Annotated in this window: 20 protein-coding genes; 6 read left to right on the top strand and 14 right to left on the bottom strand. The window is 67.8% G+C overall.

What is annotated here, in order from left to right:
* Positions 1-41: 41 nt before the first annotated feature.
* From BM43_RS39195 to ppc, 5 genes are all read right to left on the bottom strand, one after another.
* On the bottom strand, positions 42-587 hold the full coding sequence (locus BM43_RS39195; RefSeq protein ID WP_080742212.1) for a DUF4276 family protein: 546 nt from the start codon (positions 585-587) through the stop codon (positions 42-44).
* A gap of 35 nt (positions 588-622) precedes the next feature.
* A complete protein-coding gene (locus BM43_RS39190; RefSeq protein WP_080742211.1) occupies positions 623-1810 on the bottom strand; it encodes an AAA family ATPase in 1188 nt (395 codons plus the stop codon).
* Positions 1811-1881: 71 nt separating this feature from the next.
* Entirely contained in the window at positions 1882-3288 is a 1407-nt protein-coding gene (gene argH, locus BM43_RS19900; RefSeq protein ID WP_036049576.1) for an argininosuccinate lyase, read from the bottom strand.
* 147 nt (positions 3289-3435) lie between these two features.
* A complete protein-coding gene (locus BM43_RS19895) occupies positions 3436-4299 on the bottom strand; it encodes a helix-turn-helix transcriptional regulator (protein WP_036049577.1) in 864 nt (287 codons plus the stop codon).
* Between the two features lie 347 nt (positions 4300-4646).
* Positions 4647-7748, bottom strand: a complete 3102-nt coding sequence (gene ppc, locus BM43_RS19890; RefSeq protein WP_036049580.1) for a phosphoenolpyruvate carboxylase — start codon at positions 7746-7748, stop codon at positions 4647-4649.
* Positions 7749-7951: 203 nt separating this feature from the next.
* Here ppc and hemC point away from each other — a divergent pair, with 203 nt between their 5' ends.
* From hemC to BM43_RS19875, 3 genes are read left to right on the top strand one after another with little or no spacing between them, the layout of a single operon-like run.
* Positions 7952-8923 (top strand): hydroxymethylbilane synthase, encoded by a 972-nt coding sequence (gene hemC / locus BM43_RS19885; protein ID WP_013699047.1) that lies wholly within the window; start codon positions 7952-7954, stop codon positions 8921-8923.
* On the top strand, positions 8920-11121 hold the full coding sequence (gene hemDX, locus BM43_RS19880) for a fused uroporphyrinogen-III synthase HemD/membrane protein HemX (protein ID WP_036049582.1): 2202 nt from the start codon (positions 8920-8922) through the stop codon (positions 11119-11121). The genes hemC and hemDX overlap by 4 nt, the downstream gene beginning before the upstream one ends.
* Before the next feature lie 2 nt (positions 11122-11123).
* Positions 11124-12314: a heme biosynthesis protein HemY gene (locus BM43_RS19875; RefSeq protein WP_036049583.1), complete on the top strand. Its 1191-nt coding sequence runs from the start codon at positions 11124-11126 to the stop codon at positions 12312-12314.
* A gap of 77 nt (positions 12315-12391) precedes the next feature.
* On the opposite strand, the gene BM43_RS19870 is transcribed toward BM43_RS19875, so the two are convergent.
* The 3 genes from BM43_RS19870 to BM43_RS19860 all read right to left on the bottom strand — a co-directional run bounded on the left by BM43_RS19870 (position 12392) and on the right by BM43_RS19860 (position 16089).
* Entirely contained in the window at positions 12392-13696 is a 1305-nt protein-coding gene (locus BM43_RS19870; RefSeq protein WP_017920073.1) for an MFS transporter, read from the bottom strand.
* Positions 13697-13802: 106 nt separating this feature from the next.
* On the bottom strand, positions 13803-14561 hold the full coding sequence (locus tag BM43_RS19865; protein ID WP_036049585.1) for an SDR family oxidoreductase: 759 nt from the start codon (positions 14559-14561) through the stop codon (positions 13803-13805).
* 88 nt (positions 14562-14649) lie between these two features.
* On the bottom strand, positions 14650-16089 hold the full coding sequence (locus BM43_RS19860) for an aldehyde dehydrogenase family protein (RefSeq protein ID WP_036049587.1): 1440 nt from the start codon (positions 16087-16089) through the stop codon (positions 14650-14652).
* 248 nt (positions 16090-16337) lie between these two features.
* On the opposite strand from BM43_RS19860, the gene ppa reads away from it, so the two are divergent.
* Entirely contained in the window at positions 16338-16865 is a 528-nt protein-coding gene (ppa, locus tag BM43_RS19855) for an inorganic diphosphatase (protein ID WP_013699041.1), read from the top strand.
* Positions 16866-16997: 132 nt separating this feature from the next.
* On the opposite strand, the gene BM43_RS19850 is transcribed toward ppa, so the two are convergent.
* Positions 16998-17498, bottom strand: a complete 501-nt coding sequence (locus BM43_RS19850; RefSeq protein ID WP_036049590.1) for a GIY-YIG nuclease family protein — start codon at positions 17496-17498, stop codon at positions 16998-17000.
* Between the two features lie 74 nt (positions 17499-17572).
* Entirely contained in the window at positions 17573-18754 is a 1182-nt protein-coding gene (locus BM43_RS19845; protein WP_036039482.1) for a GNAT family N-acetyltransferase, read from the bottom strand.
* 106 nt (positions 18755-18860) lie between these two features.
* On the opposite strand from BM43_RS19845, the gene BM43_RS19840 reads away from it, so the two are divergent.
* A complete protein-coding gene (locus BM43_RS19840) occupies positions 18861-20546 on the top strand; it encodes an NAD+ synthase (protein WP_036049591.1) in 1686 nt (561 codons plus the stop codon).
* Positions 20547-20600: 54 nt separating this feature from the next.
* Positions 20601-20939: a P-II family nitrogen regulator gene (locus BM43_RS19835; RefSeq protein ID WP_036049593.1), complete on the top strand. Its 339-nt coding sequence runs from the start codon at positions 20601-20603 to the stop codon at positions 20937-20939.
* Between the two features lie 239 nt (positions 20940-21178).
* Here the strand turns inward: BM43_RS19835 and BM43_RS19830 are convergent, their stop codons facing one another.
* From BM43_RS19830 to BM43_RS19815, 4 genes are all read right to left on the bottom strand, one after another.
* Positions 21179-22252 carry a porin gene (locus BM43_RS19830; RefSeq protein ID WP_036049596.1) on the bottom strand — a complete coding sequence of 358 codons (1074 nt, stop codon included), beginning with the start codon at positions 22250-22252 and terminating at the stop codon, positions 21179-21181.
* Positions 22253-22935: 683 nt separating this feature from the next.
* Positions 22936-23715 (bottom strand): ABC transporter ATP-binding protein, encoded by a 780-nt coding sequence (locus BM43_RS19825; RefSeq protein ID WP_025096599.1) that lies wholly within the window; start codon positions 23713-23715, stop codon positions 22936-22938.
* A gap of 18 nt (positions 23716-23733) precedes the next feature.
* Positions 23734-24447, bottom strand: coding sequence for an ABC transporter permease (locus BM43_RS19820; protein WP_013699034.1), 714 nt, complete (start codon positions 24445-24447; stop codon positions 23734-23736).
* Entirely contained in the window at positions 24444-25133 is a 690-nt protein-coding gene (locus tag BM43_RS19815) for an ABC transporter permease (protein WP_036039488.1), read from the bottom strand. Before BM43_RS19815 ends, BM43_RS19820 begins: the two co-directional genes overlap by 4 nt.
* Between the last annotated feature and the right edge of the window lie 19 nt (positions 25134-25152).

The raw sequence follows: 25152 nt of genomic DNA, 5'->3' as shown, positions 1-25152 counted from the left end.
CGTCTTGCGATTCTTTGCTACTGAGCGCCAAGTAGCCGTTCTCAATCGGGAGCGGCGACATTTGCGATTTGCCTCACTCCGGCTATGAAAACGCCGAAACTATGTGAGGTATTGTTTTCGGCGGATAGAGAAAGATGCGGAGCGATAGCGCGAGCACCAGAAAGCTTCTGGAACGAAGGAACGGCGGATTTTAATTCAACTGACGGTTTATTGAGCGAATCCGGCTTCGCGAAACGTTTTCTATGACGGACTGTATTGACCTCGATGTCTGGGTATGCCGATGCTAGAGCAACGAGATCCCCGACGTACCAACTTTCAAGCTCTTGGCAAACAAGCCGGACCAGCGTATCCGGTCGGCCTGATTTGTTGCATAGTGTTTTGATGCGCTTCTTGACCGCGACGCAGTCCGCGTTGTCATTGTCTCTAACGATAACAAATCTGGCACCCGGCTCGCGCCAGCCTTGAAGCTTGCGAGGAATGCTGCGATCGAGATCGCTCTTTCCTTCATGGGGGATACAGAGGAAATCGATTTCGGCTTCCCAATCTGGGATCAGTCTTGGCAGCAAGACATTCAGTAAAGCCGCCATCGATGGTTCTTCCAGAAGAAAAATGACACGCCCCGTCACCGGTTGACCCCCTCGAACAATCCTTGTTTCCACAGATATCCGGGCAGATCACCTTGATCGAAGAGTGATCGAAGGTTGTCCGAATCGCTGGCACGAGAGATGACAGTGAAGCCATCTTCCTTTTTTAGACAGTAAATTTCGTCTAGTGTGAGTGCGTTGAGAAAGTCGGGTGAATGTGTCGAGATGAACACTTGGCCGCCACGTTCGGCATAATCACGAAACTCTTCGGCGAGCTCTGGCAGAAGTTCGGGGTAGAGTTGGTTTTCTGGCTCTTCAACCGCAAGCAGTGGAAACGGTTTTGGGTCGTGCAATAGAACCAGATACGCGAACATCTTGATAGTACCGTCGGAGACATACCTCGCGATGAACGGGTCTTTGAAGCTTCCATCCTGGAATCGGAGTACGAGGCGGCCATCTTCAGTCGGTTTGGCTTCGACTACGGAGACGCCAGGCACTCGACGCTTCATGGCATCGAGTACACCGTCGAAGCAATCGCGATGATGTTCGAAAAGGTAATTTGCAACAAGGGGAAGGTTGTCGCCGCGTGTGGACAAATGTTCCGCGTAACCATCTTCCTGGCTCGGTCTTGCTTCGGAAACGTGAAAGTCTGAAATATGCCAACTCTCGATCATTTGGCGGAATGCACTTGCGGCTTTGAATCGATCAAACTGTCCCAGGCCTTTGATAGCCAGGATATCTGTTCCATCCAGCTCCTGCTCTTCACGAGATAGTGACTCATCGGCTTTCGAAAAGTCTTCCTCATTGGTGATCGCATAGCCTTTGCCATACGTGAAATCAAGGAAGTGAAATGGGGCGCCATAGCTGCTGCGTTTATATCGCAGTACTTCACGGGCAACGACAGGGCGCCCGTTGAGATCTGGTTCGACTTTCAGCAGGTATGTGACGAGGCGCTCGCGGCCGGTAATTTCAAGCCGAAACTGTAGGGTGATTTCAATGGGTTCGTGAGCAAACCCCCGGCTCGCCAGCTCTCGAAATCCACCGCGCTTTGCAACGGCTTTCCCGACGTTCATCACCAGTGCATCCTTGAGAAAAGAAAACACGTCAAAAAGCGTGGTCTTTCCTGTGCCGTTCGCGCCGACTAGTACGCATAGGCGCGGAATGTTCGTGAGCCGGGTATCGCGAAACAGGCGGAAATTTTTGATCTCGATAAATTCGATCTGCATTTTCCCACCTCATTGGTTGTCGACATTGTGGCAGTGGGTGTGCCCCACTGCTTGTGCGAGATCAATAAATGTCAGTCAAGCGCCGCGCGGGCCGCCGCGATCGCGGCGCGCACCTGCTCGGGCGCGGTGCCGCCCGGGTGGTTGCGGCTCGCCACCGAGCCTTCCAGCGTCAGGTAGCCGAACACGTCATCGCCGATCAGATGGGCGACGTTCGGCAGTTCCTGCTTCATTTCCTCGAGCGTCAGGTCGGCCAGGTCGATGCCGCGATCGTCGCAGACCTTGACCGCGTGCGCGACCGCTTCGTGCGCATCGCGGAACGGCAGGCCGCGCTTGACCAGGTAGTCGGCCAGGTCGGTCGCGGTCGAGAAGCCCTGCAGGGCGGCCGCGCGCATCGCCTCGGCCTTGACCGTGATGCCGGCCACCATCTCGGCGAAGATCCGCAGCGTGTCCGCCACCGTGTCGACGGTGTCGAACAACGGTTCCTTGTCTTCCTGGTTGTCCTTGTTGTAGGCCAGCGGCTGACCTTTCATCAGCGTGAGCAGGGCCATCAGGTGGCCGTTGACGCGGCCGGTCTTGCCGCGCGCGAGCTCGGGCACGTCCGGGTTCTTCTTCTGCGGCATGATCGACGAGCCGGTGCAGAAGCGGTCGGCGATGTCGATGAAGCCCACGCGCGGGCTCATCCACAGCACCAACTCCTCCGAGAAGCGCGAGATATGCGTCATCACCAGCGCGGCGGCGGCGGTGAATTCGATCGCGAAGTCGCGATCGGACACGGCGTCCAGCGAGTTGGCGCAGATCCCGTCGAAGCCGAGCGTGGCGGCCACCGCGTGGCGGTCGATCGGGTAGCTGGTGCCGGCCAGCGCGGCCGCGCCCAGCGGCAGGCGGTTGACGCGAGCGCGGCAGTCGCGCATGCGGCCCGCGTCGCGCGTGAACATCTCGACGTAGGCCAGCAGGTGGTGGCCGAAGGTGACCGGCTGCGCCACCTGCAGGTGGGTGAAGCCCGGCAGGATGGTGGCGGCGTGCTGCTCGGCGAGCGCCAGCAGCGCGCGGCGCAGCTCGACCAGCAGCTCGCCGATGCGGTCGATCTCGCCGCGCAGCCACAGGCGGATGTCGGTGGCGACCTGGTCGTTGCGCGAGCGGCCGGTGTGCAGGCGCTTGCCGGCATCGCCGATCAGCGCGGTCAGGCGCGCCTCGATGTTCAGGTGGACGTCCTCGAGGTCGAGCTGCCACTCGAATTCGCCGCGCTCGATCTCGCCCCGGATCTGCGCCATGCCGCGCTCGATCGCGGCCAGGTCGTCGGCGCTGATGATCTTCTGCGCGGCGAGCATCTTCGCGTGCGCGAGCGAGCCGGCGATGTCGACCAGGGCCAGGCGCTTGTCGAAGAAAACCGACGAGGTATAGCGCTTGACCAGTTCCGACATCGGTTCCGAGAAGCGGGCCGACCAGGCCTCGCCCTTTTTGTGCAATTGGGACGTCATGGCGATTCGTAAGGAGGGTGGAGCGGCGCGAGCCGCAGAGCAGATGCGGATTCTAGCATTCGGCGGCGCCCGGCCCGGCCGGCGGCGGGGACGGAACGGCGCGCGGGCGGGCGGCGCCCGGCGCCGCGGCGGCCCGGCGGCGTGTGGTCAGCGCGGCGGGGCGGCTGCGGGCTCGAGCGCGGCGGCTTGCCCCGCCTCGGCCGGCGCGCCCGGGATCAGCACCACGAATTTCAGGTCCTCGCGATGCGCGGGCTTCAGCGTGGTCTGATGGTAGACCAGGTGGCCGTCGCGCGGGTGCGTGAAGGCACGTTCGCCGCCCTCGCGCTCGACCACGTCCTGCGAGGCCCAGTAATGCGCGAAGGCTTCGCTGCCGGCCCGCAGCGCGTCGATCAGGCCGCGGGTGGGCGCGTCGTTCAGGTGGCGGATCGAATCGGCGCGGAATTCGGCCACCAGCCGCCGCGCGCGCGTGTCCCAATCGACGATCAGCGCGCGCGCGGCCGGCGAGAGGAAGGTGAAGCGCAGCAGGTTGCGGTCGTGGTCGCCGTCCAGCCAGCCCGCGAACAGCGCGGCGGCCGGCGCGTTCCAGGCCAGCGCGTTCCATTGGCGGTCGAGCACGTAGGCGGGCGCGGCCACCAGGTCGACCGCGGCCACCAGCGTGTCGGGCACGTCGGCGGTGGCCAGCTCCGGCTCGGCCGGGTCGCGCTGGGCCGCCAGCTCGAACAGGTAGGCGCGCTCGGCGCGCGACAGGCGCAGCGCCACGGCGATCCGCGCCAGCGCGTCGGCCGAGGCCGAGACTTGCCGGCCCTGTTCGATCCAGGTGTACCAGGTCGGGCTCACGCCGCAGAGCTGGGCCACTTCCTCGCGGCGCAGGCCCGGCGTGCGCCGGCGCGGGCCCGGCGGCAGGCCGAGCGCCTCGGGCGTGAGGCGCTCGCGGTGGGCGCGGATGAAATCGCCGAGCGCACGCGCCGGGGTGGCGTCGAGCGGGGGCGGAGCGGGGCGGGACGGGCTCATGGGCGGGTGAGGGCGAACACTGGGGCGGAACGGGGCGGGCGCGAGCTGCGCCGCCGTGGTGGCGGGTAGCGCTGATACCGGGATACATCCCGGATCGATACTGGTACCCGCGCGTTCGCCATTGTAGCGGGTCGTCGCGCGCGGCGTGCCGGCACTGGGCGGGGCGACGGAGACGAGGGCGCGGGGCGGCGCTCGGGGCGCGGATCGTCGGCCAGGCCGCCAGCGTGAACGGCGGCCCCTGAAACGACTAGGCGCGGACATCGTTGCCGATGTCCGCGCCTAGTCAGTGAGTGCCCAGACGGCCGGCAGCGCGAGAGTGCCGCCGGCCGTCGAGCCCGCCTGTCGTCTCAGCCGGTATTGCGCAGGCCCGCCGCGATGCCGTTGATGGTCAGATGGATCCCGCGCCGCACGCGCGCATTGGTGTCGCCCGCGCGGTGCCGCTTGATCAGCTCGACCTGCAGGTGGTTGAGCGGATCGAGGTAGGGGAAGCGGTTCTTGATCGAACGCGCCAGCAGCGGGTTGGCCGCCAGCCGCGCCTCGTGACCGGTGATCTCGGCCAGCGCGGCGGCGGTGCGCTCCCATTCGGCGACGATGCGCGCGAACACGTGCTTGCGCAGCTTCTTGTCGGCCACCAGCTCGGCGTAGCGCGAGGCCACGGCCAGGTCGGTCTTGGCCAGCACCATGTCCATGTTCGACAGCAGGTGCGAGAAGAACGGCCAGTTGCGGTTCATCTTCTGCAGCAAAGCCAGGCGCTTGGCGCGCTCGGCCGCGGGGTTGGCCGAGTTGGCCGCGCCGTCGAGGTAGGCCGCGAAGGCGCTGCCGAAGCCGTACCAGCCGGTTAGCAGCAGCCGGCACTGGCCCCACGAGAAGCCCCAGGGAATCGCGCGCAGGTCTTCGATCTTGCGGTTCTTCGGGTCCTGCAGTTTGCGCGAGGCCGGGCGGCTGCCGATGTTGAGCTCGGCGATCTCGCTGATCGGCGTCGAGGAGAAGAAGTAGTCCTTGAAGCCGGGCGTCTCGTAGACCAGCGCGCGATAGGCACCCATCGCCGCGTCCGACAGCGTCTGCATGGTCGCCTCGAAGGCCGGCAGTTGCGCGGGCGCGTTGTTGCGCGGCAGCAGCGAGGCCTCCAGCGTGGCGGCCACCACGGTTTCCAGGTTGCGCCGGCCGATCTCGGGGTTCGAGAACTTGCTGGCGATCACCTCGCCCTGCTCGGTCAGGCGGATCTGGCCGTTCACGGTGCCCGGCGGCTGCGAGAGGATCGCCTGGTAGGTCGGGCCGCCGCCGCGGCCGACCGTGCCGCCGCGGCCGTGGAACAGGCGCAGCTTGATGCCGTGGGCGCTGAACAGCTCGACCAGGGACAGCTCGGCGCGATACAGCTCCCAGTTCGAGGTCAGGAAGCCGCCGTCCTTGTTGCTGTCCGAGTAGCCGAGCATGACTTCCTGCTCGCCGCCCTGGTGGGCGACCAGCGCCTGCATGCCGGGCAGCGCGAAGTAGTCGCGCATGATCTCGGGCGCGTTCTGCAGGTCGGCGATGGTCTCGAACAGCGGGATCACCATCAGGCCGTGCCGGGCATGGCCGTACGCGCCGAAGCTGCCTTCCAGCAGGCCGGTTTCCTTCTGCAGCAGCAGCACCTCGACCAGGTCCGATACCGTTTCGGTGTGCGAGATGATGTAGTTGCGCACCGCGCGCGGGCCGAACTTGGCACGCACCTCGCGGGCCTTCTCGAGCACGCCGAGTTCGCTCTTCGCGAGATCGGAATAGTCGAGATAGGGGATGCGCAGCGGGCGCGGGTCGGCCAGCGCGGCCAGCAGCACGCGCAGCTTGTCGGCTTCGGCGAGCGCCGCGTAGTCGGCCTCGACGCCGGCGCGCGCGAACAGCTCGGCGATCACCGCCTCGTGGATGTCCGAGCTCTGGCGCAGGTCGATGCTGGCCAGGTGGAAGCCGAACACCTCGGCGGCGCGCACCAGCGGCGCCAGGCGCGGCGTGGTCAGCGAGGCGCCGTGATGCGCGACCAGCGAATCCTGCAGCACGCGCAAATCGCGCGCGAAGGCCTCGGAATCGGCATAGGGCGTGGCGCGCACCGGCGGCGCGCCGCGGCCGGCGCTGCGCACCGCCACCACGCCCTCGCCCAGGCGCACCCGGGCGCTGGCGGCGATGCGCGTGTAGATGCCGATCAGCGCGCGCCGGTAGGGCTCGTCGACGCGATGCGGCGACTGGTCCGGCGAGGCCGCGGCCAGCGCCTTCACTTCGTCGCTGGCGCCCACCAGCAGGTGCGAGACCGACAGCTCGGCGCCGAGCTTGTGGACCTGCTCCAGGTAGTGCTCGAGGATCACCGTGCCTTGCCGATGGATCGCCTCCTCCAGGGTGGCGGCGGTCACGTTCGGGTTGCCGTCGCGGTCGCCGCCGATCCAGCTGCCCATCTGGAAGAAGGCCGGCACGCGCGCGTCCAGGCCGTGCTCGGCCAGCGCCTCCTCGATGTCGGCGTAGAGCGCCGGCAGCTCGTCGAGGAAGGTGGCGCGGTAATAGGACAGCGCGTTGTCGATCTCGTCGCCGACCGTCAGGCGCGCGTCGCGCAGCATGCGGGTCTGCCACAGCGAGGTCACGCGCGCGCGCAGCAGCGATTCGTTGTGCGAGCGCTCGCGCGTGGTCAGTTGCTGGTCGCGCTCGGCGAGCAGGCGGGCGATGTCGTGCTGGGCGTCGAGGATGCTCTTGCGCTGCACCTCGGTCGGGTGGGCGGTCAGCACCGGCACGATCAGGGCCTCGTCGAAGAAGCGGCGGATCACCTCGGCCGAGGCGTCGCCGGCGTCCTTCAGCGCCTGCAGCGCGAAGCCGACCGTGCCGGCCTGCGGCGTCGAGCCGGCCAGCGCGTGGATGCGGCGGCGGCGGTTGTGATGGCGGTCCTCGGCGATATTGGCCAGGTGCGAGAAGTAGCTGAAAGCGCGCACCACGCTGACGGTCTGCTCGGGCGTGAGCTTGCGCAGCATGCGGTCGAGCGTCTGCGCGGCCTCGCGGTCGTCCTCGCGGCGGAATTTCACGGCGTGCTGGCGGATCGTCTCGACCACCTGGAATACCGCCTCGCCTTCCTGCTCGCGCACCACGTCGCCGAGCAGGCGTCCCAGGTAGCGGATGTCCTCGAACAGCGGCTGGTCCTTGTCCTCGCGCGTACGGCCGTTCGTTTTCGGCGCGGCGGCGCGCTTGGGCGAGGTGGTCGGGCGTGTCGAGGTGGCCGGGGCGGCGGGTTTCGTGGTCGCGGCGCTTGCCTGCTTGGTTTCCGGCTTGGCGGCCGCCTTGCTGGCGGTCTTGCGGGCCGGTTTCGTCGTGGCTGGGCCGGCCGGGCTGGCGGCCTGCTTGCCGCGCGCTTGCGCGGGCGCTTCGGCGGGTGCCGGCGCGGTGACGTTGGACGAGGCAGTATTGCGGCGCGCGGCGCGCGCCGATCCGGAGGACTTCACGATGGGTTTCCTTGGGAAAGCACGAGTGAACGGGAGACTTCGGGCACTGACTGCGATACGGGAAACAGCGGCGGCGGACCGCCGCGCACCACGCCGGCCGCCGGCGGGCGGCCTCGCTCGCGCGCCGCGCCGCCCGGGAAAAGGGGACGGGCGTGCGTGCTACCATTGTCCGATCCTGATTCCCGTCCTTCGATGCCGCTGCAATGAATTCCGAGACTCTTACGGCCGACGCTCCGGCGACGCTCACCATCGCTTCGCGGGAAAGCCGCCTGGCGTTGTGGCAGGCTGAACATGTGCGTGATGCGCTGCGCAAATTATATCCAGCTTGCGACGTGAAAATCCTCGGGATGACCACGCGTGGTGACCAGATTCTCGACCGTACCTTGTCAAAGGTCGGCGGCAAGGGTCTATTCGTGAAGGAACTGGAGAATGCGCTGGCCGACGGCCGGGCCGACCTGGCCGTGCATTCGCTCAAGGACGTGCCGATGTCGCTGCCCGAGGGCTTCGTGCTGAGCACCGTGATGAGCCGCGAGGATCCGCGCGACGCCTTCGTCTCCAATGATTACGCCTCGCTCGACGATCTGCCCACCGGCGCGATCGTCGGCACCTCCAGCCTGCGCCGCGAGGCGATGCTGCGCGCCCACTATCTGGACTTCGACGTGCGTCCGCTGCGCGGCAATCTCGATACGCGCCTGGCCAAGCTCGATCGCGGCGACTACGCGGCGATCATCCTGGCCGCGGCCGGGCTCAAGCGGCTCGGGCTCGGCGATCGGATCCGCGCGCTGATCGACGTCGAGACCAGCCCGCCGGCCGCGGGCCAGGGCGCGCTCGGCATCGAGATCGCGGCCTCGCGCACCGACGTGGCGCGCTGGCTCGCGCCGCTGCACGACAGCGCCACCGCGCTGGCCGCCGAGGCCGAGCGGATGGTGTCGCGCGCGCTGGGCGGCAGTTGCTCGGTGCCGCTGGCCGCGCATGCGATCTGGCACGGCGAGCGGCTCGAATTGACGGGGCGCGTGTCGAACACCAGCGGCACGCGCGTGCTGACGGTGCGCCAGGACGCGGCCGTGACCACCCCCGACGAGGCGCTCGCGCTCGGCAAACAGGTGTCCGACGAACTCGAACGGCAGGGCGCCTTCGAGATCATCGAGGCGCTGCTCGGAGACCAGACCCGATGACCCGGACCCGCGCGTTCACGGCAGTGCTGACGAAGCCCGAGGGGCAATCGGCGGCGCTCGCCGCGCAACTCGCGGCGGCCGGCATCGAGGCCTTCGACTTCCCGCTCATCGACATCGCGCCGGTGGCCGATCCGGCGCCGCTCGACGCGGCCTTCGCGCGGCTCGATGCCTATGCGCTGGTGGTGTTCGTCTCGCCGAACGCGATCGACCGGGCGCTGGCGCGTTTCAACGCGATCTGGCCGCACTCGCTGCCGGTCGGCGTGGTCGGCCCCGGCAGCGTGGCCGCGCTGGCGCGCCACGGCATCGCGGCGCCCGCGCATCGCGTGATCGCGCCCGGCACGCAGCCCGAGGACAACGGCGGCGACGAACCGCGCTACGACTCGGAAAGCCTTTACGCGCAGATCGAGCGCGCCTTCGTGCCTGTCGTGCCGCGTGCTTCGTCGGGAGCCGGCGCGGGCGTCGCCACCGACGACCATGGTCGCCATGGCGGCGATGAATGCAGCAGCGAGGGCGCGAAGCCTGTCGTTCCCGGCGATCAGGCCGGCGCCGCGGCCCGGCCTCTCGCGAACCCGGGCCCCGATTCCTCCCCTTCGTCCGATTCCCCCGCAGCGCCGGCCGCGGTCGGCCCGCTGGCCGGCAAGCGCGTGCTGATCGTACGCGGCGACGGCGGCCGCGACTGGCTCTCGAACCGGCTGCGCGAGGCCGGCGCCGAGGTCGAGCTGGTGGCCGCCTACCGCCGCATCGTGCCGGAGCCCTCGATCGGCGCGTGGGAGCGCGTACACGCGCTGCTGGCGGGCGAGCCGCATGCCTGGCTGGTGACCAGCTCGGAAGGCGTGCGCAACCTGCGCGAGCTGGCCGACGAGCACCTGACCGGCGCCGAGCGCGACGCGCTGCGGCACGCGCCGCTGGTCGCGCCCCATCCGCGCATCGCGGATACGGCGCGGGCCATGGGTTTTGATACGATTACGCAGTCCGGCGCGGGCGATGAGCGCATCGTCCACGCCTTCCGAACGTTGGCCGACTCGGCCGCTCACGCGGCGCAAGCCGCATCGGTGCCCTCTCGCATGACAGATACCAACGATTCCAGCAAGGCTTCCTCCCAGGCCGCCGCCGCGCCCCCGCGGCCCGCGACGCCGTCCAATGCCCCCTTCACGCCCTTCGAGGCGCAGCAGCCGCGCCGCTCGGGCGGTACCGCCGGCGTGCTGCTGTGGTGCGTGGTGGTGGTGCTGGCCTGCGCGGCCGGCGCGGGCGGCTTCGTGCTGAACCGCAAGATCGAGAAGCTCGACCAGCTCGCGGTGCAGCGGCAGAAGACGTTCGACGCCGCCACCGCCGAGATCCGCAACAAGTCCGACCAGGCGCTGGCCAACGCGCACCAGGTGGACGCCCAGCTCTCGCAGCTCGCCGGCAAGCTGTCCGATGCGCAGGCGCAGCAGCAGGCGCTGCAGCAGCAATACCAGGATCTCTCGCGCAATCGCGACGCCTGGTTGCTCGACCAGGTCGAGCAGACGCTGTCCGGCGCGAGCCAGCAATTGCAGTTGACGGGCAACGTCCCGCTGGCCCTGGTCGCGCTGCAGAACGCCGACCAGCAGCTCGCGACCTCGCAGGGCGCGCAGGCGATCGCGGTGCGCAAGGCCATCGCGCAGGACATCGACAAGCTCAAGGGCGCGCCCTCGGTCGATCTCACCGGCCTGGCCATCAAGCTCGACGACGCGATCGGCCGGATCGACGCGCTGCCGCTGTCGGGCGAGGCACCGATCGGGCAGGCGCGGCCGCGCGCCGCCCACCCGGGCGATATCGCCAGCGAGGCGGCCGCGACCGGCCAGCCGCGCTGGAAAGTCTGGTGGCACGAGGTGAGCACCGGCATCGGCGCGCAACTGACCAGCCTGGTGCAGGTGCGCCGCATCGACAATGCCGATGCGATGCTGACCTCGCCCGAGCAGGGCTACTTCGTGCGCGAGAACGTCAAGCTGCGGCTGCTGACGGCGCGCCTGTCGCTGCTCGCGCGCAACGAGTCGGCGATGAAGTCGGACCTGCACGCGGCGCAGGCGGCGCTCGCCCATTACTTCGACGCCTCGTCGAAGGACACCCGGACCGTCGAGGATCTGTTGAAGCAGGTCGATGCCGCGTCGCTGTCGGTGGCGGTGCCGAACCTGAGCACCAGCCTCAACGCCATCCAACAGTTCAAGAGCCGGGGTTGACGATGACGCTGCGAGGAATCCTCTGGCTGGCCGTGCTGTTCGCGATCGCCGTGGCGCTCGCGACGGTCGGCCGCTTCGACGGCGGGCAGGTGCTGATCGTCTACCCGCCGTATCGCGTCGACGTATCGCTGAACCTGTTCATCGTCTCGATCGTGGTGCTGTTCGTGGTGATCTACGCGCTGTTGCGCATCGTGCGCAACATCTGGCGCATGCCGCAGCGGGTGGCCGCCTATCGCAAGCGGATGCGCTACGAGAAGGCGCATGCCTCGCTGCGCGACGCGATCGCCAATCTCTACGCGGGCCGTTTCTCGCGCGCCGAGAAGGCCGCGCGCGACGCGCTGTCGGTCGACGACAACCAGAGCGCGGCGGGCCTGGTGGGCGCGGTCGCCGCGCATCGCATGCACGAGTACGCGCGCCGTGACGAATGGCTGGCCCGCGTCGATGCCAACGAATGGCAGGAGGCGCGCCTGTTGGCCACCGCCGACATGCGCGCCGAGGCGCGCGACGCCGAGGGCGCGCTGGCCGCGCTGGCCGAGATGCAGGCCTCGGGCGGCAAGCGCATCCATGCGCAGCAGGTCGCGCTGCGCGCGCAGCAGCAGTTGAAGAACTGGGCCGAGGTGCTGAAGCTGGCCAAGGCGCTGGAGAAGCGCGAGGCGCTGCATCCGGCCGCCGCGGTGCGGATGCGCCAGCAGGCCGCCGAGCATCTGCTGCGCGACCGTCGCCACGACGCCGATGCGCTGCTGGAAGTGTGGCAGTCGCTGTCGGCCGCCGAGCGGCAATCGCCGCGCCTGGCCGACCTGGCCGCCGAGCTGCTGGTCGCGCTGGAGCGCCAGCCCGAGGCGCGCCGCATCGTCGAGGACGCGCTGGCCCACAACTGGGATGCGCGCCTGCTGCGTCGTTATCCCGACACGGCCGGCAGCGATGCGCTGCCGCTGATCCAGAAGGCCGAAGGCTGGAAGCGCGATCATCCCGACGATGCCGAGCTGCTGGTGGCCCTGGGCCGGCTCTGCCAGAAGCAGCAGCTGTGGGGCAAGGCGCAATCCTTCCTGGAGGCGGCGCTGAAGCTGTCCGACAGCGAGGCGCTGAAGGTTCGCGCGCATCGCGCGCTGGCCAGCCTGTTCGAGCATCTCGGCGACCAGGAGAAGGCCGCGCGCCATTACCGCGAAAGCGCGCTGGCGGCACAGCTTGGCTGAGGCAGGCGCTTCGCGCGCCGCAAACGAAAACGGCAGCCCTGGAGGCTGCCGTTTTGCATTGTCGGCCTCGGCCGGCCTCAGCGGTTCACCAGCGCCTTCGGCACCGACAGCGCCAGCAGGCCGCCCAGCACGCAGAACGCGGCCAGCATCACCATTCCCGCATCGTTGCTGCCGGTGGCCTGCTTGAGCCAGCCGATCATGTAGGGGCTCAGGAAACCGGCCAGGTTGCCGATCGAGTTGACCAGGGCGATGCCGGCCGCCGCCGCGGTGCCGCCCAGGAAGGCGGTGGGCAGGCTCCAGAACAGCGGCAGGGTGGTGAGGATGCCGATCGTGGCGAGCGTGAGGCCGACCATCGCCAGCGCGGTCTGGTGCGCCCAGACCACCGACAGCAGCAGGCCGATCGCGCCCAGCGCGGCGGGCAGCGCGACGTGCCAGCGGCGCTCGCGGCGACGGTCGGCGCTGCGAGCGATCAGGATCATGCCGACCACGGCGGCCGCGTAGGGGATCGCCGAGAGCAGGCCGATCGTGAACGAGTCGGTCACGCCGGTCGACTTGATGATGGTCGGCAGCCAGAAGCCCACGCCGTACAGCCCCATCACGAAGGAGAAGTAGATCAGCGCCATCAGCCACACGCGCGGGCTGGCCAGCACGCGGCCGATCGAATGGTCGTCCTTGAGCGCCTCCTCGGCCTGCACGTTGCGGGTGAGCAGGGCCTTTTCCTCGTCGCTCAGCCAGGCGGCCTTGGCGATGCGGTCCTCGAGCGCGGCCAGCACCAGCAGGCCGACCAGGATCGAGGGAATCCCCTCCAGCAGGAACAGCCACTGCCAGCCGGCCCAGCCGTTGCTGCCGTGGAAGGTCTTGAGGATATAGCCCGACACGGGGCCGCCGATCACGCCCGACAGCGCGATCGCGGTCATGAAGAAGGTGGTCATGCGCCCGCGCCGGTTGGCCGGGTACCAGTAGGTCAGGTAGAGGATCACGCCGGGGAAGAAGCCGGCCTCGGCCACCCCGAGCAGGAAGCGCATCACGTAGAACATCGCCGGCGTGGTGACGAACATCATCAGCGCCGAGATCAGCCCCCAGGTGATCATGATCCGCGCGATCCAGACGCGCGCGCCCACCTTGTGCAGGATGATGTTGCTCGGCACCTCGAACAGGAAGTAGCCGAAGAAGAAGATGCCGGCGCCCAGGCCGTAGACGGTGTCCGACAGGTTCAGGTCGGCGGCCATCTGCAGCTTGGCGAAACCGACGTTGACGCGGTCGAGGTAGGCAACCACGTAGCAGAGCATCAGGAGCGGCGCGAGCCGCCAGGTGACCTTCCTGTAGGTGGCCGTCTCGAACGCGGACGGCTGGCCGGGATAGGCCGGTGCGGTGCTTGCCATGGGTCGTCTCCTTGCGTTGTCTTGATTTTTGAGGTCCTGCCGGTGCTGCCGGTACCGCTTTGCCGGAAGGGCCGGGCGCATCGCGGCGCCGCGGCCTCCGCGCCGCTCAGATGCAGCGGCCGCCGTCCACCTCGAGGCAGGTGCCGGTGATGAACTCGGCTTCGTCCGAAGCCAGGTAGAGCGCCGCGTTGGCGATGTCCTGCGGGGTCGAGAGGCGGCCCAGCGGGATCGTCGCGAGAAAGCGCTGGCGGTTCTCGGGGGTGTCCTCGACGCCCATGAACTCGGTCATCAGGCCGGTCTCGCCGAGCACCGGGTTGATGCAGTTGACGCGGATCCGGTCGGCGCCGAGCTCGGCCGCGAGCGCCTTGCTGGCGGTGATCATCGCGCCCTTGGTGCTGTTGTACCAGACCAGTCCAGGGCGCGGCCGGATGCCGGCGGTGGAGGCGATGTTGACGAACACGCCGCCGCCGGCCTGGCGGAAATACGGCACCAGGGTCTGCACGCTCCAGAACAGGCTCTTCATGTTGACCGCGTAGACGCGGTCGTACTCGGCCTCGCTGACCTCCAGCACCGGCTTGTTGCGATGCGTGGTGCCGGCGTTGTTGACCAGGATGTGGACCTGGCGGAAATCCTCCAGCGTGGCGGCCAGCAGGGCGCGCCAGTCCTCGCCGCGCGAGACGTCGCCGGGCACCGCGATCGCCTTGCCGCCCGCCACCGCGATCTCGCTGGCCACGCGCTCGGCGGCCGTGCCGTTCAGGTCGTTGACCACCACGTTCGCGCCCTCGCGCGCGTAGGTTTTGGCGATGCCCTCGCCGAATCCCGAGCCGCCGCCCGTGACGATGGCTGTCTTGCCCGCAAGCCGCATGAATCGTCTCCTGTCTCGTGTCGATGATCCGAAGGCGCGCCGGTCTTGCCGCCGGGCGCCGCTTGAAGCGTGCCGCGCCGCGTGCCGACTAGCCGTGCTTCAGCGCGATGGTCTTGAGCACGGTGAAGCCGTAGAGCGCCTCGAAACCCTTCTCGCGCCCGTGGCCCGAGTGCCCGCTGCCGCCGAAGGGCAGCTCGACGCCGCCGCCCGCGCCGTAGTTGTTGACGAACACCTGGCCGGCGCGCACGCGCCGCGCTAGCCGCATCTGGCGCGCGCCGTCGCGGGTCCAGATGCCGGCCACCAGGCCGTAGGCGGTGCCGTTGGCGAGCGCCAGCGCTTCGTCTTCGTCGCGAAAGCGCATCGCGGCCAGCACCGGGCCGAACACCTCTTCCTGCGCGAGACGATGCCCGGGCGGCACGTCGCGCAGCAGGGTGGGCGCCTGGTAGAAGCCGCTTTCGGGCGCTTCCGGCACCACCTCGCCGTGCGCGGCCATGGCGATGCCGTCGTGCTGCGCGTCGGACAGGAAATCCCAGACGCGCTGCTGCTGTTTCGCGTTGATCAGCGGGCCGCAGTCGAGGTCGGCCAGGCCCGGGCCCACACGCAGCGCGTTGAAGGCGGTCGCAAGCCGGTCCAGCAGCGGCTCGTAGACGCCGTGCTCGATCAGCACGCGGCTGCCGGCCGAGCAGGTCTGCCCGCCGTTCTGCACGATCGCCGAGACCAGCACCGGCAGCGCCGCGTCGAGGTCGGCATCCGCGAACACGATCTGCGGGGACTTGCCGCCCAGCTCCAGCGTGACCGGCACGTGGCGCTCGGCGGCGGCCTGCGCGACCAGCCGGCCGGTGTCGGGCGAGCCGGTGAAGGAGATGTGGTCGATGCCCGGATGCGCGGACAGCGCGGCGCCGGCCTCGTGGCCGTAGCCGGTCACGATGTTGAGCGCGCCGCCCGGCAGGCCCGCCTCGGCCGCCAGGCGCGCCACCAGCAGCAGCGACAGGCAGGCGTCCTCGGCCGGCTTGACCACGCAGGCATTGCCGGTGGCCAGCGCCGCGCCGACGCTGCGGCCGAAGATCTGCATCGGGTAGTTCCAGGGCACGATATGGCCGGTGACGCCGTGGGCTTCGCGGATCGTCAGCACGGTATAGCCGTTCTGGTAGGGCAGGGTCTCGCCGTGCAGCTTGTCGGCCGCGCCGGCGTAGAACTCGAAGTAGCGCGCCAGCGCGGCGGCGTCGGCGCGCGCCTGCTTGAGCGGCTTGCCGGTATCGCGGCATTCGAGCTGGGCGAGCGCCTCCTGCTGCTCGGCCACGCGCTGCGAGAGCCGGAACAGCAGGCGGCCGCGTTCGGCCGCGCTGGTGGCGCCCCAGGCGCCCTCGAAGGCGCCGCGCGCCGCGCGCACGGCGGCGTCGATGTCGGCGGCGCTGCCGCGTGCCAGGCGCGCGAACGGCGCGCCGTCGGACGGGTCGATCACGGCGATCGTCTCGCCGTTCGCGGGCGCGACCCATTCTCCCGCGATGAAGTGCCTTGCCTCTTCCATGCCTGCTCCTGGCTCCTGGGTATCGAGGTACGACCGAAGCTGCCGCGGATGCTGGGGCGGCGATGCACGGCAGGCCGGGCGCGGCGATCGCGGCAGCTGCGGGGCCTGCATTTTGTTCGCGCCGCGGGCCAGTGTGCACCTAACTTCGCCGGAGCGCCATCGGGTGATTGGCTATAATGGCGGCTCTTCGCGGGGGCGAGATCGTTTGCGCCCCGTCCCGTTTTCCCATCGTCATGCAGAGAGCGCTCATGAGCTTCAGCAATGTTCCGGCCGGCAAGGATCTGCCGCACGATTTCAACGTCATCATCGAAATTCCGGCGCAAAGCGACCCGGTCAAGTACGAGGCCGACAAGGATCTCGGCCTGCTGGTGGTCGATCGCTTCGTCGGCACCGGCATGCGTTACCCGGTCAACTACGGCTTCATCCCGCAGACGCTGTCGGGCGACGGCGATCCGGTCGACGTGCTGGTGATCACCCCGTTCCCGCTGCTGGCCGGCTCGGTGGTGCGTTCGCGCGCGCTCGGCATGCTGCAGATGACCGACGAGTCGGGCGTCGACGCCAAGCTGATCGCCGTGCCGCACGACAAGGTGTGCCCGATGACGGCCAACCTCAAGTCGCTGGACGACGTGCCCGAGTACCTGAAGGACCAGATCAAGCACTTCTTCGAGCAATACAAGGCGCTCGAGAAGGGCAAGTGGGTGAAGGTCGACGGCTGGGCCGGCATCGAGGCCGCCCACAAGGAAATCTCGGAAGGCGTGGCCAACGCCCAGAAGTAAGCCCGCGTCGCGGCGGCGGGCCGGCGTGCCGAGAGGCCGCGCCGGGATGCCGCTGCCGGCTTGCGCGAAACCGCGCGTGTCCCGTTTCGGGGCCGCGCGGTTTTTTCATGGGCGCGTGCCCGGTTAGCGGGTTCAGGCGCGCGGGGAGCGGGCGGTACGGGAGCGGCGGGCGCGTTTGGGCGGGGTTGCGTCGAGTGCCGGTTCGGCCTGGACCTTGATGCCGACTTCGATCGCGGCCGGGCCAGCTTCGGGGGCGGTTGCAGCGAGGGGAACCTGGGCGAGCGCTGCGTCGATGGCCATGTCGATCGGCGTGACGGCGGGCTCGATCGCCTCGATCGCCTCGTCATCATCGACCACGATCACGGCCGGCAGCACCGAGTCCAGCGAACGCCGGCCGCCGGCCAGTTCGCGTTTCTGCGCGGGCGTCAGGCGCTTGACCCAGTATTCGGCGCGCGAGGCGCTGGAGCGGTCGGCCAGCTCGAACGAGGCCAGCACCGCGCGCGGCTTGCGCGAGCGCGTGTAGCGCGCGCCGGTGCCGTTGGCGTGCTGGGCGAAGCGGGCGTCGACGTCGGTGGTGATGCCGGTGTAGACGCTGCCGTCCTCGCATTCGATCAGATACAGGTACCAGGACATGGCGCGGCAGGGAAAGCGAAGCCGTCAGTGTCTCAGAAAAACCGCTCGGCGCGCCGCATCGCGCGCCGGCGGCCTCATCGCGCGCCGCCGTCCTTGAAGGGATTGTGCTCGCGCAGCTCGTCCACGTAGGCGTGGATCTGCCCGGTCTCGCGCTTGAGGAAGTCGCCCACCGCGTCCGAGAAGGCCGGGTGCGCGAGCCAGTGCGCCGAGTGCGTGACGGTCGGCATGAAGCCGCGCGCGAGCTTGTGCTCGCCTTGCGCGCCGCCCTCGAAGGCGCCGAGCTTCTCCTCGATGCAGAACTCGAGCAACTGGTAGTAGGCGGTCTCGAAGTGCAGGCAGGGCACGTGTTCGAGCGCGCCCCAGTAGCGCCCGTAGAGCGTGCCGCCGCCGGCCTCGCCGCGCGCGTAGACGGCCAGCGCGCTGGCGATCGGCTTGCCTTCGGCCTCGGCGATCACCAGCAGCAGGTTCTCGGGCATGGTCTCGCCGATCCGGCGGAAGAAGTCGAGGTTCAGGTACGGGCTCGAGTAGTGCTCGCGATAGGTCTGCCGGTAGCAGCGCGAGAAGAAGCGCCAGTCGGCGTCGCTGGCGTCTTCGCCGCGCACGCGGCGGAAGCTGACACCGGCCTCGGCCACCTTGCGCCGTTCGGCACGGATGTTCTTGCGCTTCTTCTGTTCGAGCGTGGCGAGGAAATCGTCGAAATGGCGATAGCCGTCGTTGAGCCAGTGGAACTGCACGCCCTCGCGCAGCATCATGCCCATCTCGGCCAGCAGGCCGGCTTCCTCCCCGGTCGGGAACAGCACGTGCAGCGAGGACACCTCGCTCTGCTCGGCCAGCGCCACCAGGGTGGCGGCGAGCTGGCGCCGCGCGCGCTCGTTGGCGGCGAGCAGGCGCGTGCCCTGCACCGGCGTGAAGGGCACCGCGCAGAGCAGCTTCGGGTAATAGGGCACGCCATTGCGCTGGTAGGCGTCGGCCCAGGCCCAGTCGAACACGTACTCGCCGTACGAATGCTGCTTGGCATAGACGGGCGAGGCCGCCACCAGGGCGCCCGTGTCGGCCTCGCTCAGGGTGAGGAAATTCGGCGACCAGCCGGTCTCGCCGACCGCGCAGCCGGTGGCGTGCAGCGCGGCGAGGAATTCGTGGCGCAGGAAGGGCGTGGGATGCGCCTGTCGAGCCAGCAGGGCGTTCCACTCGCCGGCATCCACTTCCAGCGGAGAGCTCAGGAGCCCCATGCGATAATCGATGCGTTCGTGTTTCAACCGTCTGAGATCCGTTTCGATCGGCATGCGCGCGACAGGCGCGGCGCGCCGTTGATGCGCCCGGAGGCATTCGTCACGCGGCCCGCCCGGCCGCGCAGGTTCCGTCATGAAAACCCGTATCGCTCTTGCCCAACTGAACGTCACCGTCGGCGATTTCGCCGGTAACGTCGCCCGCCTCGTCGAGGCCGCGCGTGCCGCGCACAAGGATGGTGCGCAGCTGCTGGTCGCCCCGGAGCTGGCCTTGTCGGGCTACCCGCCCGAGGACCTGCTGCTGCGTCCGGCCTTCTTCGCGGCAGCGGCCGAGGCGCTGGCCGAACTGGCGGCGCGCCTGGCGCCGCTGGAAGGCCTGGCGGTGCTGGTCGGCCATCCGCTGCGCGAGTCCAGCGCCGATGGTAATGCAAACCGCCCGATCGAGCGCGGCGCCGCCCCCGTCGGCACCTACAACGCCGCCTCGCTGATCGTCGGCGGCGAGGTGGTGGCGACCTATCGCAAGCAGGACCTGCCCAATACCGAGGTGTTCGACGAGAAGCGCTATTTCGCGACCGATCCGCAACCCTGCGTGTTCGAGCTGAACGGCACCCGGTTCGGCATCGTGATCTGCGAGGACGTCTGGCACGCCTCGGCCGCCCAGCTCGCCAAGGCGGCCGGCGCCGAGGTGCTGCTGGTGCCGAACGGCTCGCCGTATCACATGAACAAGGACGCGGTGCGCGTCGACATCCTGCGCGCGCGGATCCGCGAGACCGGCCTGCCGATGGTCTATGTGAACCTGGTCGGCGGCCAGGACGAGCTGGTGTTCGACGGCGGCTCCTTCGTGCTCGACGCCGCGGGCGAGCTGGTGGCGCGCATGGCGCAGTTCGAGGAAGGGCACGCGATCGTCGAGTTCGAGGGCGCGCGGCCGCTGCCCGGCGAGATCGCTCCGGCGCTGTCGACCGAGGCCCAGGTCTATCGCGCGCTGGTGCTCGGGGTGCGCGACTACATCGGCAAGAACGGTTTCCCCGGCGCGCTGATCGGCTTGTCGGGCGGCGTCGATTCGGCCCTGGTGCTGGCGGTGGCCTGCGACGCGCTCGGGCCCGATCGGGTGCGCGCGGTGATGATGCCCTCGCGCTACACGGCCGATATCTCGACCACCGACGCAGCCGACATGGCGCGTCGCGTCGGCGTGCGCTACGACGAGATCGCGATCGCGCCGATGTTCGACGCGTTCCGCGCCTCGCTGGCCGCCGAGTTCGCCGGCCGCGAGGAAGACGCGACCGAGGAGAACATCCAGGCGCGGATCCGCGGCACGTTGTTGATGGCGCTGTCGAACAAGTTCGGCTCGATCGTGCTGACCACCGGCAACAAGAGCGAGATGGCGGTCGGCTACTGCACGCTTTACGGCGACATGGCGGGCGGCTTCGCGGTGATCAAGGACATCGCCAAGACCCTGGTCTATCGTCTCTGCCACTACCGCAACGCGGCCGCCGAGTTCGGCAGGCTGGCGGTGATCCCGGAGCGGATCCTCACGCGCGCGCCTTCGGCCGAGCTGCGCGAGAACCAGACCGACCAGGACAGCCTGCCGTCCTACGACGCGCTCGACGCGATCATGCGCATGTACATGGAGGAGGACCGGCCGCTGGCCGAGATCGTCGCGGCCGGTTACGACGAAGCCGACGTGACGCGCGTCACACGCCTCATCAAGATCAACGAATACAAGCGGCGCCAGGCGCCGATCGGGATCCGCGTCACGCACCGCGCGTTCGGCCGCGACTGGCGCTACCCGATCACCTCGCGCTTCACGGAACGCATCGACTGATGGGGCGTCGCGCGTAGAATCCGTCCAGGACGTCCCCTTACCCGGAGCATCATCATGAAACGCATTACCGCCATCATCAAACCGTTCAAGCTCGACGAAGTGCGTGAGGCGCTCGCCGAGGTCGGCCTGACGGGCCTTACCGTGACGGAAGTGAAGGGCTTCGGCCGCCAGAAGGGCCATACCGAGCTCTATCGCGGCGCCGAATACGTGGTCGACTTCCTGCCCAAGATGAAGATCGAGGTGGTGGTGGCGGCCGACCAGGTCGACCAGGTGGTCGACGCCGTGATCGGCGCGGCGCGCACCGGCAAGATCGGCGACGGCAAGATCTTCGTGTCCGACGTCGAGCGCGTGATCCGCATCCGCACCGGTGAGGAGAACGAAGCGGCGGTCTGAGCGACGTTTTCGCGATGGCTCGCGCGGCGAGCCGGTTTCGGCATGGCCCGGGTTCGCCGGGCCATTGTCGTTTACGGCGACGGCCGGCGCGAGGCCGGCCTGTCGTCGGGGATGCCATCAAGTTGCGCGCGCACCAAATAAAAAACGGTGCGATACCCCTTCGGGTACCGCACCGATACGCGCCTCTCGCAGCAGCGTGAAACTCGATGTCTTGTAATGCCTGATGCGTCTCGCGACGATCAGAACAGGTGCTGGATACCTGCGTAGATGCCGGTCTGCGAACCGCCAGCCTTCGGGTTGCCGGTCGAGACCGCCGTGCCCGCCGGGTTGGCGTTCAGGCCGAAGTTGGCCGTCTTGCTGTTGCGCAGCGTGGCGGCCTGCAGGTCGAGCAGGGTGCGCTTGGACAGGTTGTACGAACCGCCGATCGTGTAGATCGTGGCATTGCCGCCGCCGTTGTTGGCGTTCACGTGGTAGACCGCCGCGATCAGCGCTGCCGCCGGCGTGGCTTGCCACGTCACGCCGCCCCAGACCTGCTGCGTCGTCGTGATGCCGTTGTTGGCGGCCGGGCCGCCGTCGGCGTGCGAGGTCTGGTAGGCAGCCTGCAGCTTGAACTGGCCGAGGAACACGTTCGCGCCCGCGAAGTATTCGCGCGAGTAGTTGAACACGTCGTCGAGCTTGCCGTTGGCCGGATCGCGCGCTTCGTCGTAGATGCCGCGCAACTGGAACAGCGAGTTCGTGTAGGTCAACTGCAGACCGGCGCTGCGGCCCTGGTTGGTGGTGCCGTTGCCGTTGAAGTTGGTGGCGTTCGACAGCGCGTACTGGCCGTAGGCGTCGAAGCCGTAGATGTTCGGCGACTGATACGAAATGTTGTTGCTGGTCTTGTTCCAGTTACGGCCACGCACCAGCGAGGCGGTCGACCAGTTCGACTGACCGAACGGGTCGAAGTCCCACACGCCGTTGGCGATCGCGAGTTCGCGACCCAGCAGCAGGGTACCGTAGGCGTCGTTCGAGATACCGACCGTCGCGAAACGGTCCCAGATCGTGCCGCTCGAGCCCAGGCCGCCGGTCATGGTGTTGAACGCACCTTCGAGGTGGAACAGCACCTTGTAGCCGCCGCCGAGGTCCTCGACGCCCTTGATGCCCCACAGGCTGGTGCCCCAGTCACCGCTTTCCGCGCGGATCGTGTGGCCGGCCTGGCCGCCGTTCAGGTATTCGAGCCCTGCGTCCAGGCGACCGTACAGCGTCACGCTGCTTTGCGCCTGCGCTGCCACCCCGGCAGTCATCAATGCTGCCGCGAGCAATGCTTTCTTCATCATCTCCTCCATACCCTGTCAAAAAGTCAACCCACCAACTGCGCAAGATGCCGGATGCGCAATGCATCCGGTCAACATGGGATAACCAGGGAGACCACCTGCGGCTGCCGGGTAGGCTGGCGCGTTTCTTGTGCGGACGTACCGTTTTGCAGGCCGTTTTGCCGATCGGGCAAGCCGGGGGTCTCCTGTGTCATGAAGTCAAACTACATTTCATGACTTTCGTTTTGCTACTTTGGTTACTAATTTAGCAAAAATACACTTTCGTGGCGACGAAAATCGTTGTTTGACTAGCTGGTGTCGCCAAATTGCCATAATGACGGGGCGCGACCGTTTCGGGAGGGCTGGGGAAAATGCCGAAAAGGCTTGCTGCACAAGGCGTTCACGGTTTCCGGGAGGGGGGGTCAAGGATTGCCACTATTGACGCGATGGGACGAGCGGCGTACCTCTGCGAGAGGCCGAATTCGTTAGCTATCCGTAAAAGAATGATCGGATAGTGGGAGTGCTGGGCTTGTTTGTTTACTTCGATTTTCTAAACAACTGCGATGTCGCGGCGGTTTGCGCGAGGCAAGCGCGGAGAAGGGGCGGAGGTTTAGAAGCGCGATGCGTCGATCGCGTCGGTAACGAAAAGAAGGGCGGGAGACTGCCGGCACCGCGCATGCGATGCCGGCCAGGCGAAAGGGGGATTACTTCAGGCTGCCCGACAGGAACTGCTTGAGGCGTTCGCTGCGGGTATTGCCGAACACCTCGGCCGGCGCGCCTTCTTCCTCGACGCGGCCCTGGTGCAGGAACATCACGTGGTTCGAGACGTTGCGCGCGAAGCCCATCTCGTGCGTCACCACGATCATGGTTCGGCCTTCCTCGGCCAGCTTCTGCATCACCTTCAGCACTTCGCCCACCAGCTCCGGATCGAGCGCGGAGGTGGGCTCGTCGAACAGCATCACGTCGGGCTGCATGGCCAGCGCGCGGGCGATCGCCACGCGCTGCTGCTGGCCGCCGGAAAGATGCGAGGGATACTGCTTCTCGAGGCGCGGCGCGAGGCCCACCTTCTCGAGATATTCGCGGGCGCGTTCCTCGGCCTCGCGGCGCGACAGCTTCAGCACGTTCACGGGCGCCTCGATCACGTTCTCGAGCACGTTCATGTGCGACCACAGGTTGAAGTGCTGGAACACCATCGCCAGCTTGGTGCGCACACGCTGCAACTGCCTGGTGTCGGCCGCCTTCAGCGCGCCGCCCTTGTCCTTCGCGGTGCGCACCTCTTCGCCGTCGACGAAGATGCGCCCGGCGTTCGGTTGCTCGAGGAAGTTGATACAGCGCAGCATGGTGCTCTTGCCCGAGCCGGACGAGCCGATCACGCTGATCACGTCGCCGGCATGCGCCTTCAGCGACACGCCCTTGAGGACTTCGTTGCTGCCGTACTGCTTGTGGAGATCGTCGACGAAAAGCTTGTGCATCTGGGAATTCATCAGGAGTCCTCGCGCCGTTTATTTGCCTTGCGGGCGCAGGTAGGCGAGCCAGCGTCGCTCGGCCTGGCGGAACAGCCACACGAGCGTAAACGAGATCGCGAGATAGAGGAGCGCGGCGATGCCGAACGCGTGGAACGACATGTAGGTTGCCGAATTGACGTCGCGCGCGATCTTGAGGATGTCGGGCACGGTGGCCGTGAACGCCACCGTGGTGGCGTGCAGCATCAGGATCACTTCGTTGCTGTAGAGCGGTAGCGCGCGGCGCAGCGCCGAAGGCAGGATCACGCGGCGATACAGCGTGAAGGTCGACATGCCGTAGGCGCGCGCGGCCTCGATCTCGCCATAGGCCGTCGACTTGATCGCGCCGGCGAAGATCTCGGTGGTGTATGCGCAGGTGTTCAGCGTGAAGGCCAGCAGCGTGCAGTGCATGCCGTCGCGGAAGAACTGGTTGAGCATGGTGGTGTCGCGCACCACCTGCAGGCTGTAGAGGCCGGTGTAGCAGAGCAGCAACTGCACGTAGAGCGGCGTGCCGCGGAACACGTAGGTGTAGAGCCACACCGAGCCCGACAGCCAGCGCCGCTTGGACACGCGCGCGCAGGCGAGCGGCACCGACAGGCAGAAGCCCAGCCCGATCGACACCACCAGCAGCCACAGCGTGATCGCCACGCCGGTGAAGCGGTACCCGTCCGTATACAGGTAGTTGCGCCAATATTCCTGAATCAGCTCGATCATAGTTCCGCCTTGCGCACACCCGTGGAGTAGCGCTTTTCCAGCCACATCAGCACGAAGTTCGAGATCGTCGTGATCGCGAGGTAGATGGCCCCCGCGAGCAGCGTGAAGAAGAAGAAACGCAGCGTGCCCTTGCCGGCGTCCTGCGAGGCCTTGACCACGTCGGCCAGGCCGATGATCGACACCAGCGCGGTGGACTTGACCAGCACCTGCCAGTTGTTGCCGATGCCGGGCAGCGCGAAGCGCATCATCTGCGGGAACATCACGCGCGTGAACACCTGCCAGCTGCTCATGCCGTAGGCGGCGCCGGCTTCCAGCTGGCCGCGCGGCACCGACAGGAAGGCGCCGCGGAAGGTTTCGGTGAAGTAGGCGCCGTAGATGAAGCCCAGCACCAGCACGCCGGCGGCGAACGGGTCGATGTCGATCTGGTCCCAGCTCATCAGGTCGGTGAGCTGGTTCAGCCAGATCTGGATGCTGTAGAACAGCAGCAGCATCAGCACCAGGTCGGGCACGCCGCGGATCAGCGTGGTGTAGAGCGTGCCGATGCCGTTCGTGACGCGGTTGCGGGAAAGCTTCGCGCCGGCGCCGAGCAGGCCCAGGATGAACGACAGGATCAACGACAGCACCGCGAGCTTGACGGTCTGCCAGGTGCCGGAAAGTATCAGCGGGCCGTAGCCTTGGAGAAACATATGTGGTCCTTGACGGCGC

The sequence above is a fragment of the Burkholderia gladioli genome (assembly GCF_000959725.1).
Lineage (GTDB): Bacteria > Pseudomonadota > Gammaproteobacteria > Burkholderiales > Burkholderiaceae > Burkholderia > Burkholderia gladioli.
The sequence above is the reverse complement of the archived record's forward strand: the minus strand, read 5'-3'. Positions and strand labels throughout refer to the sequence as shown.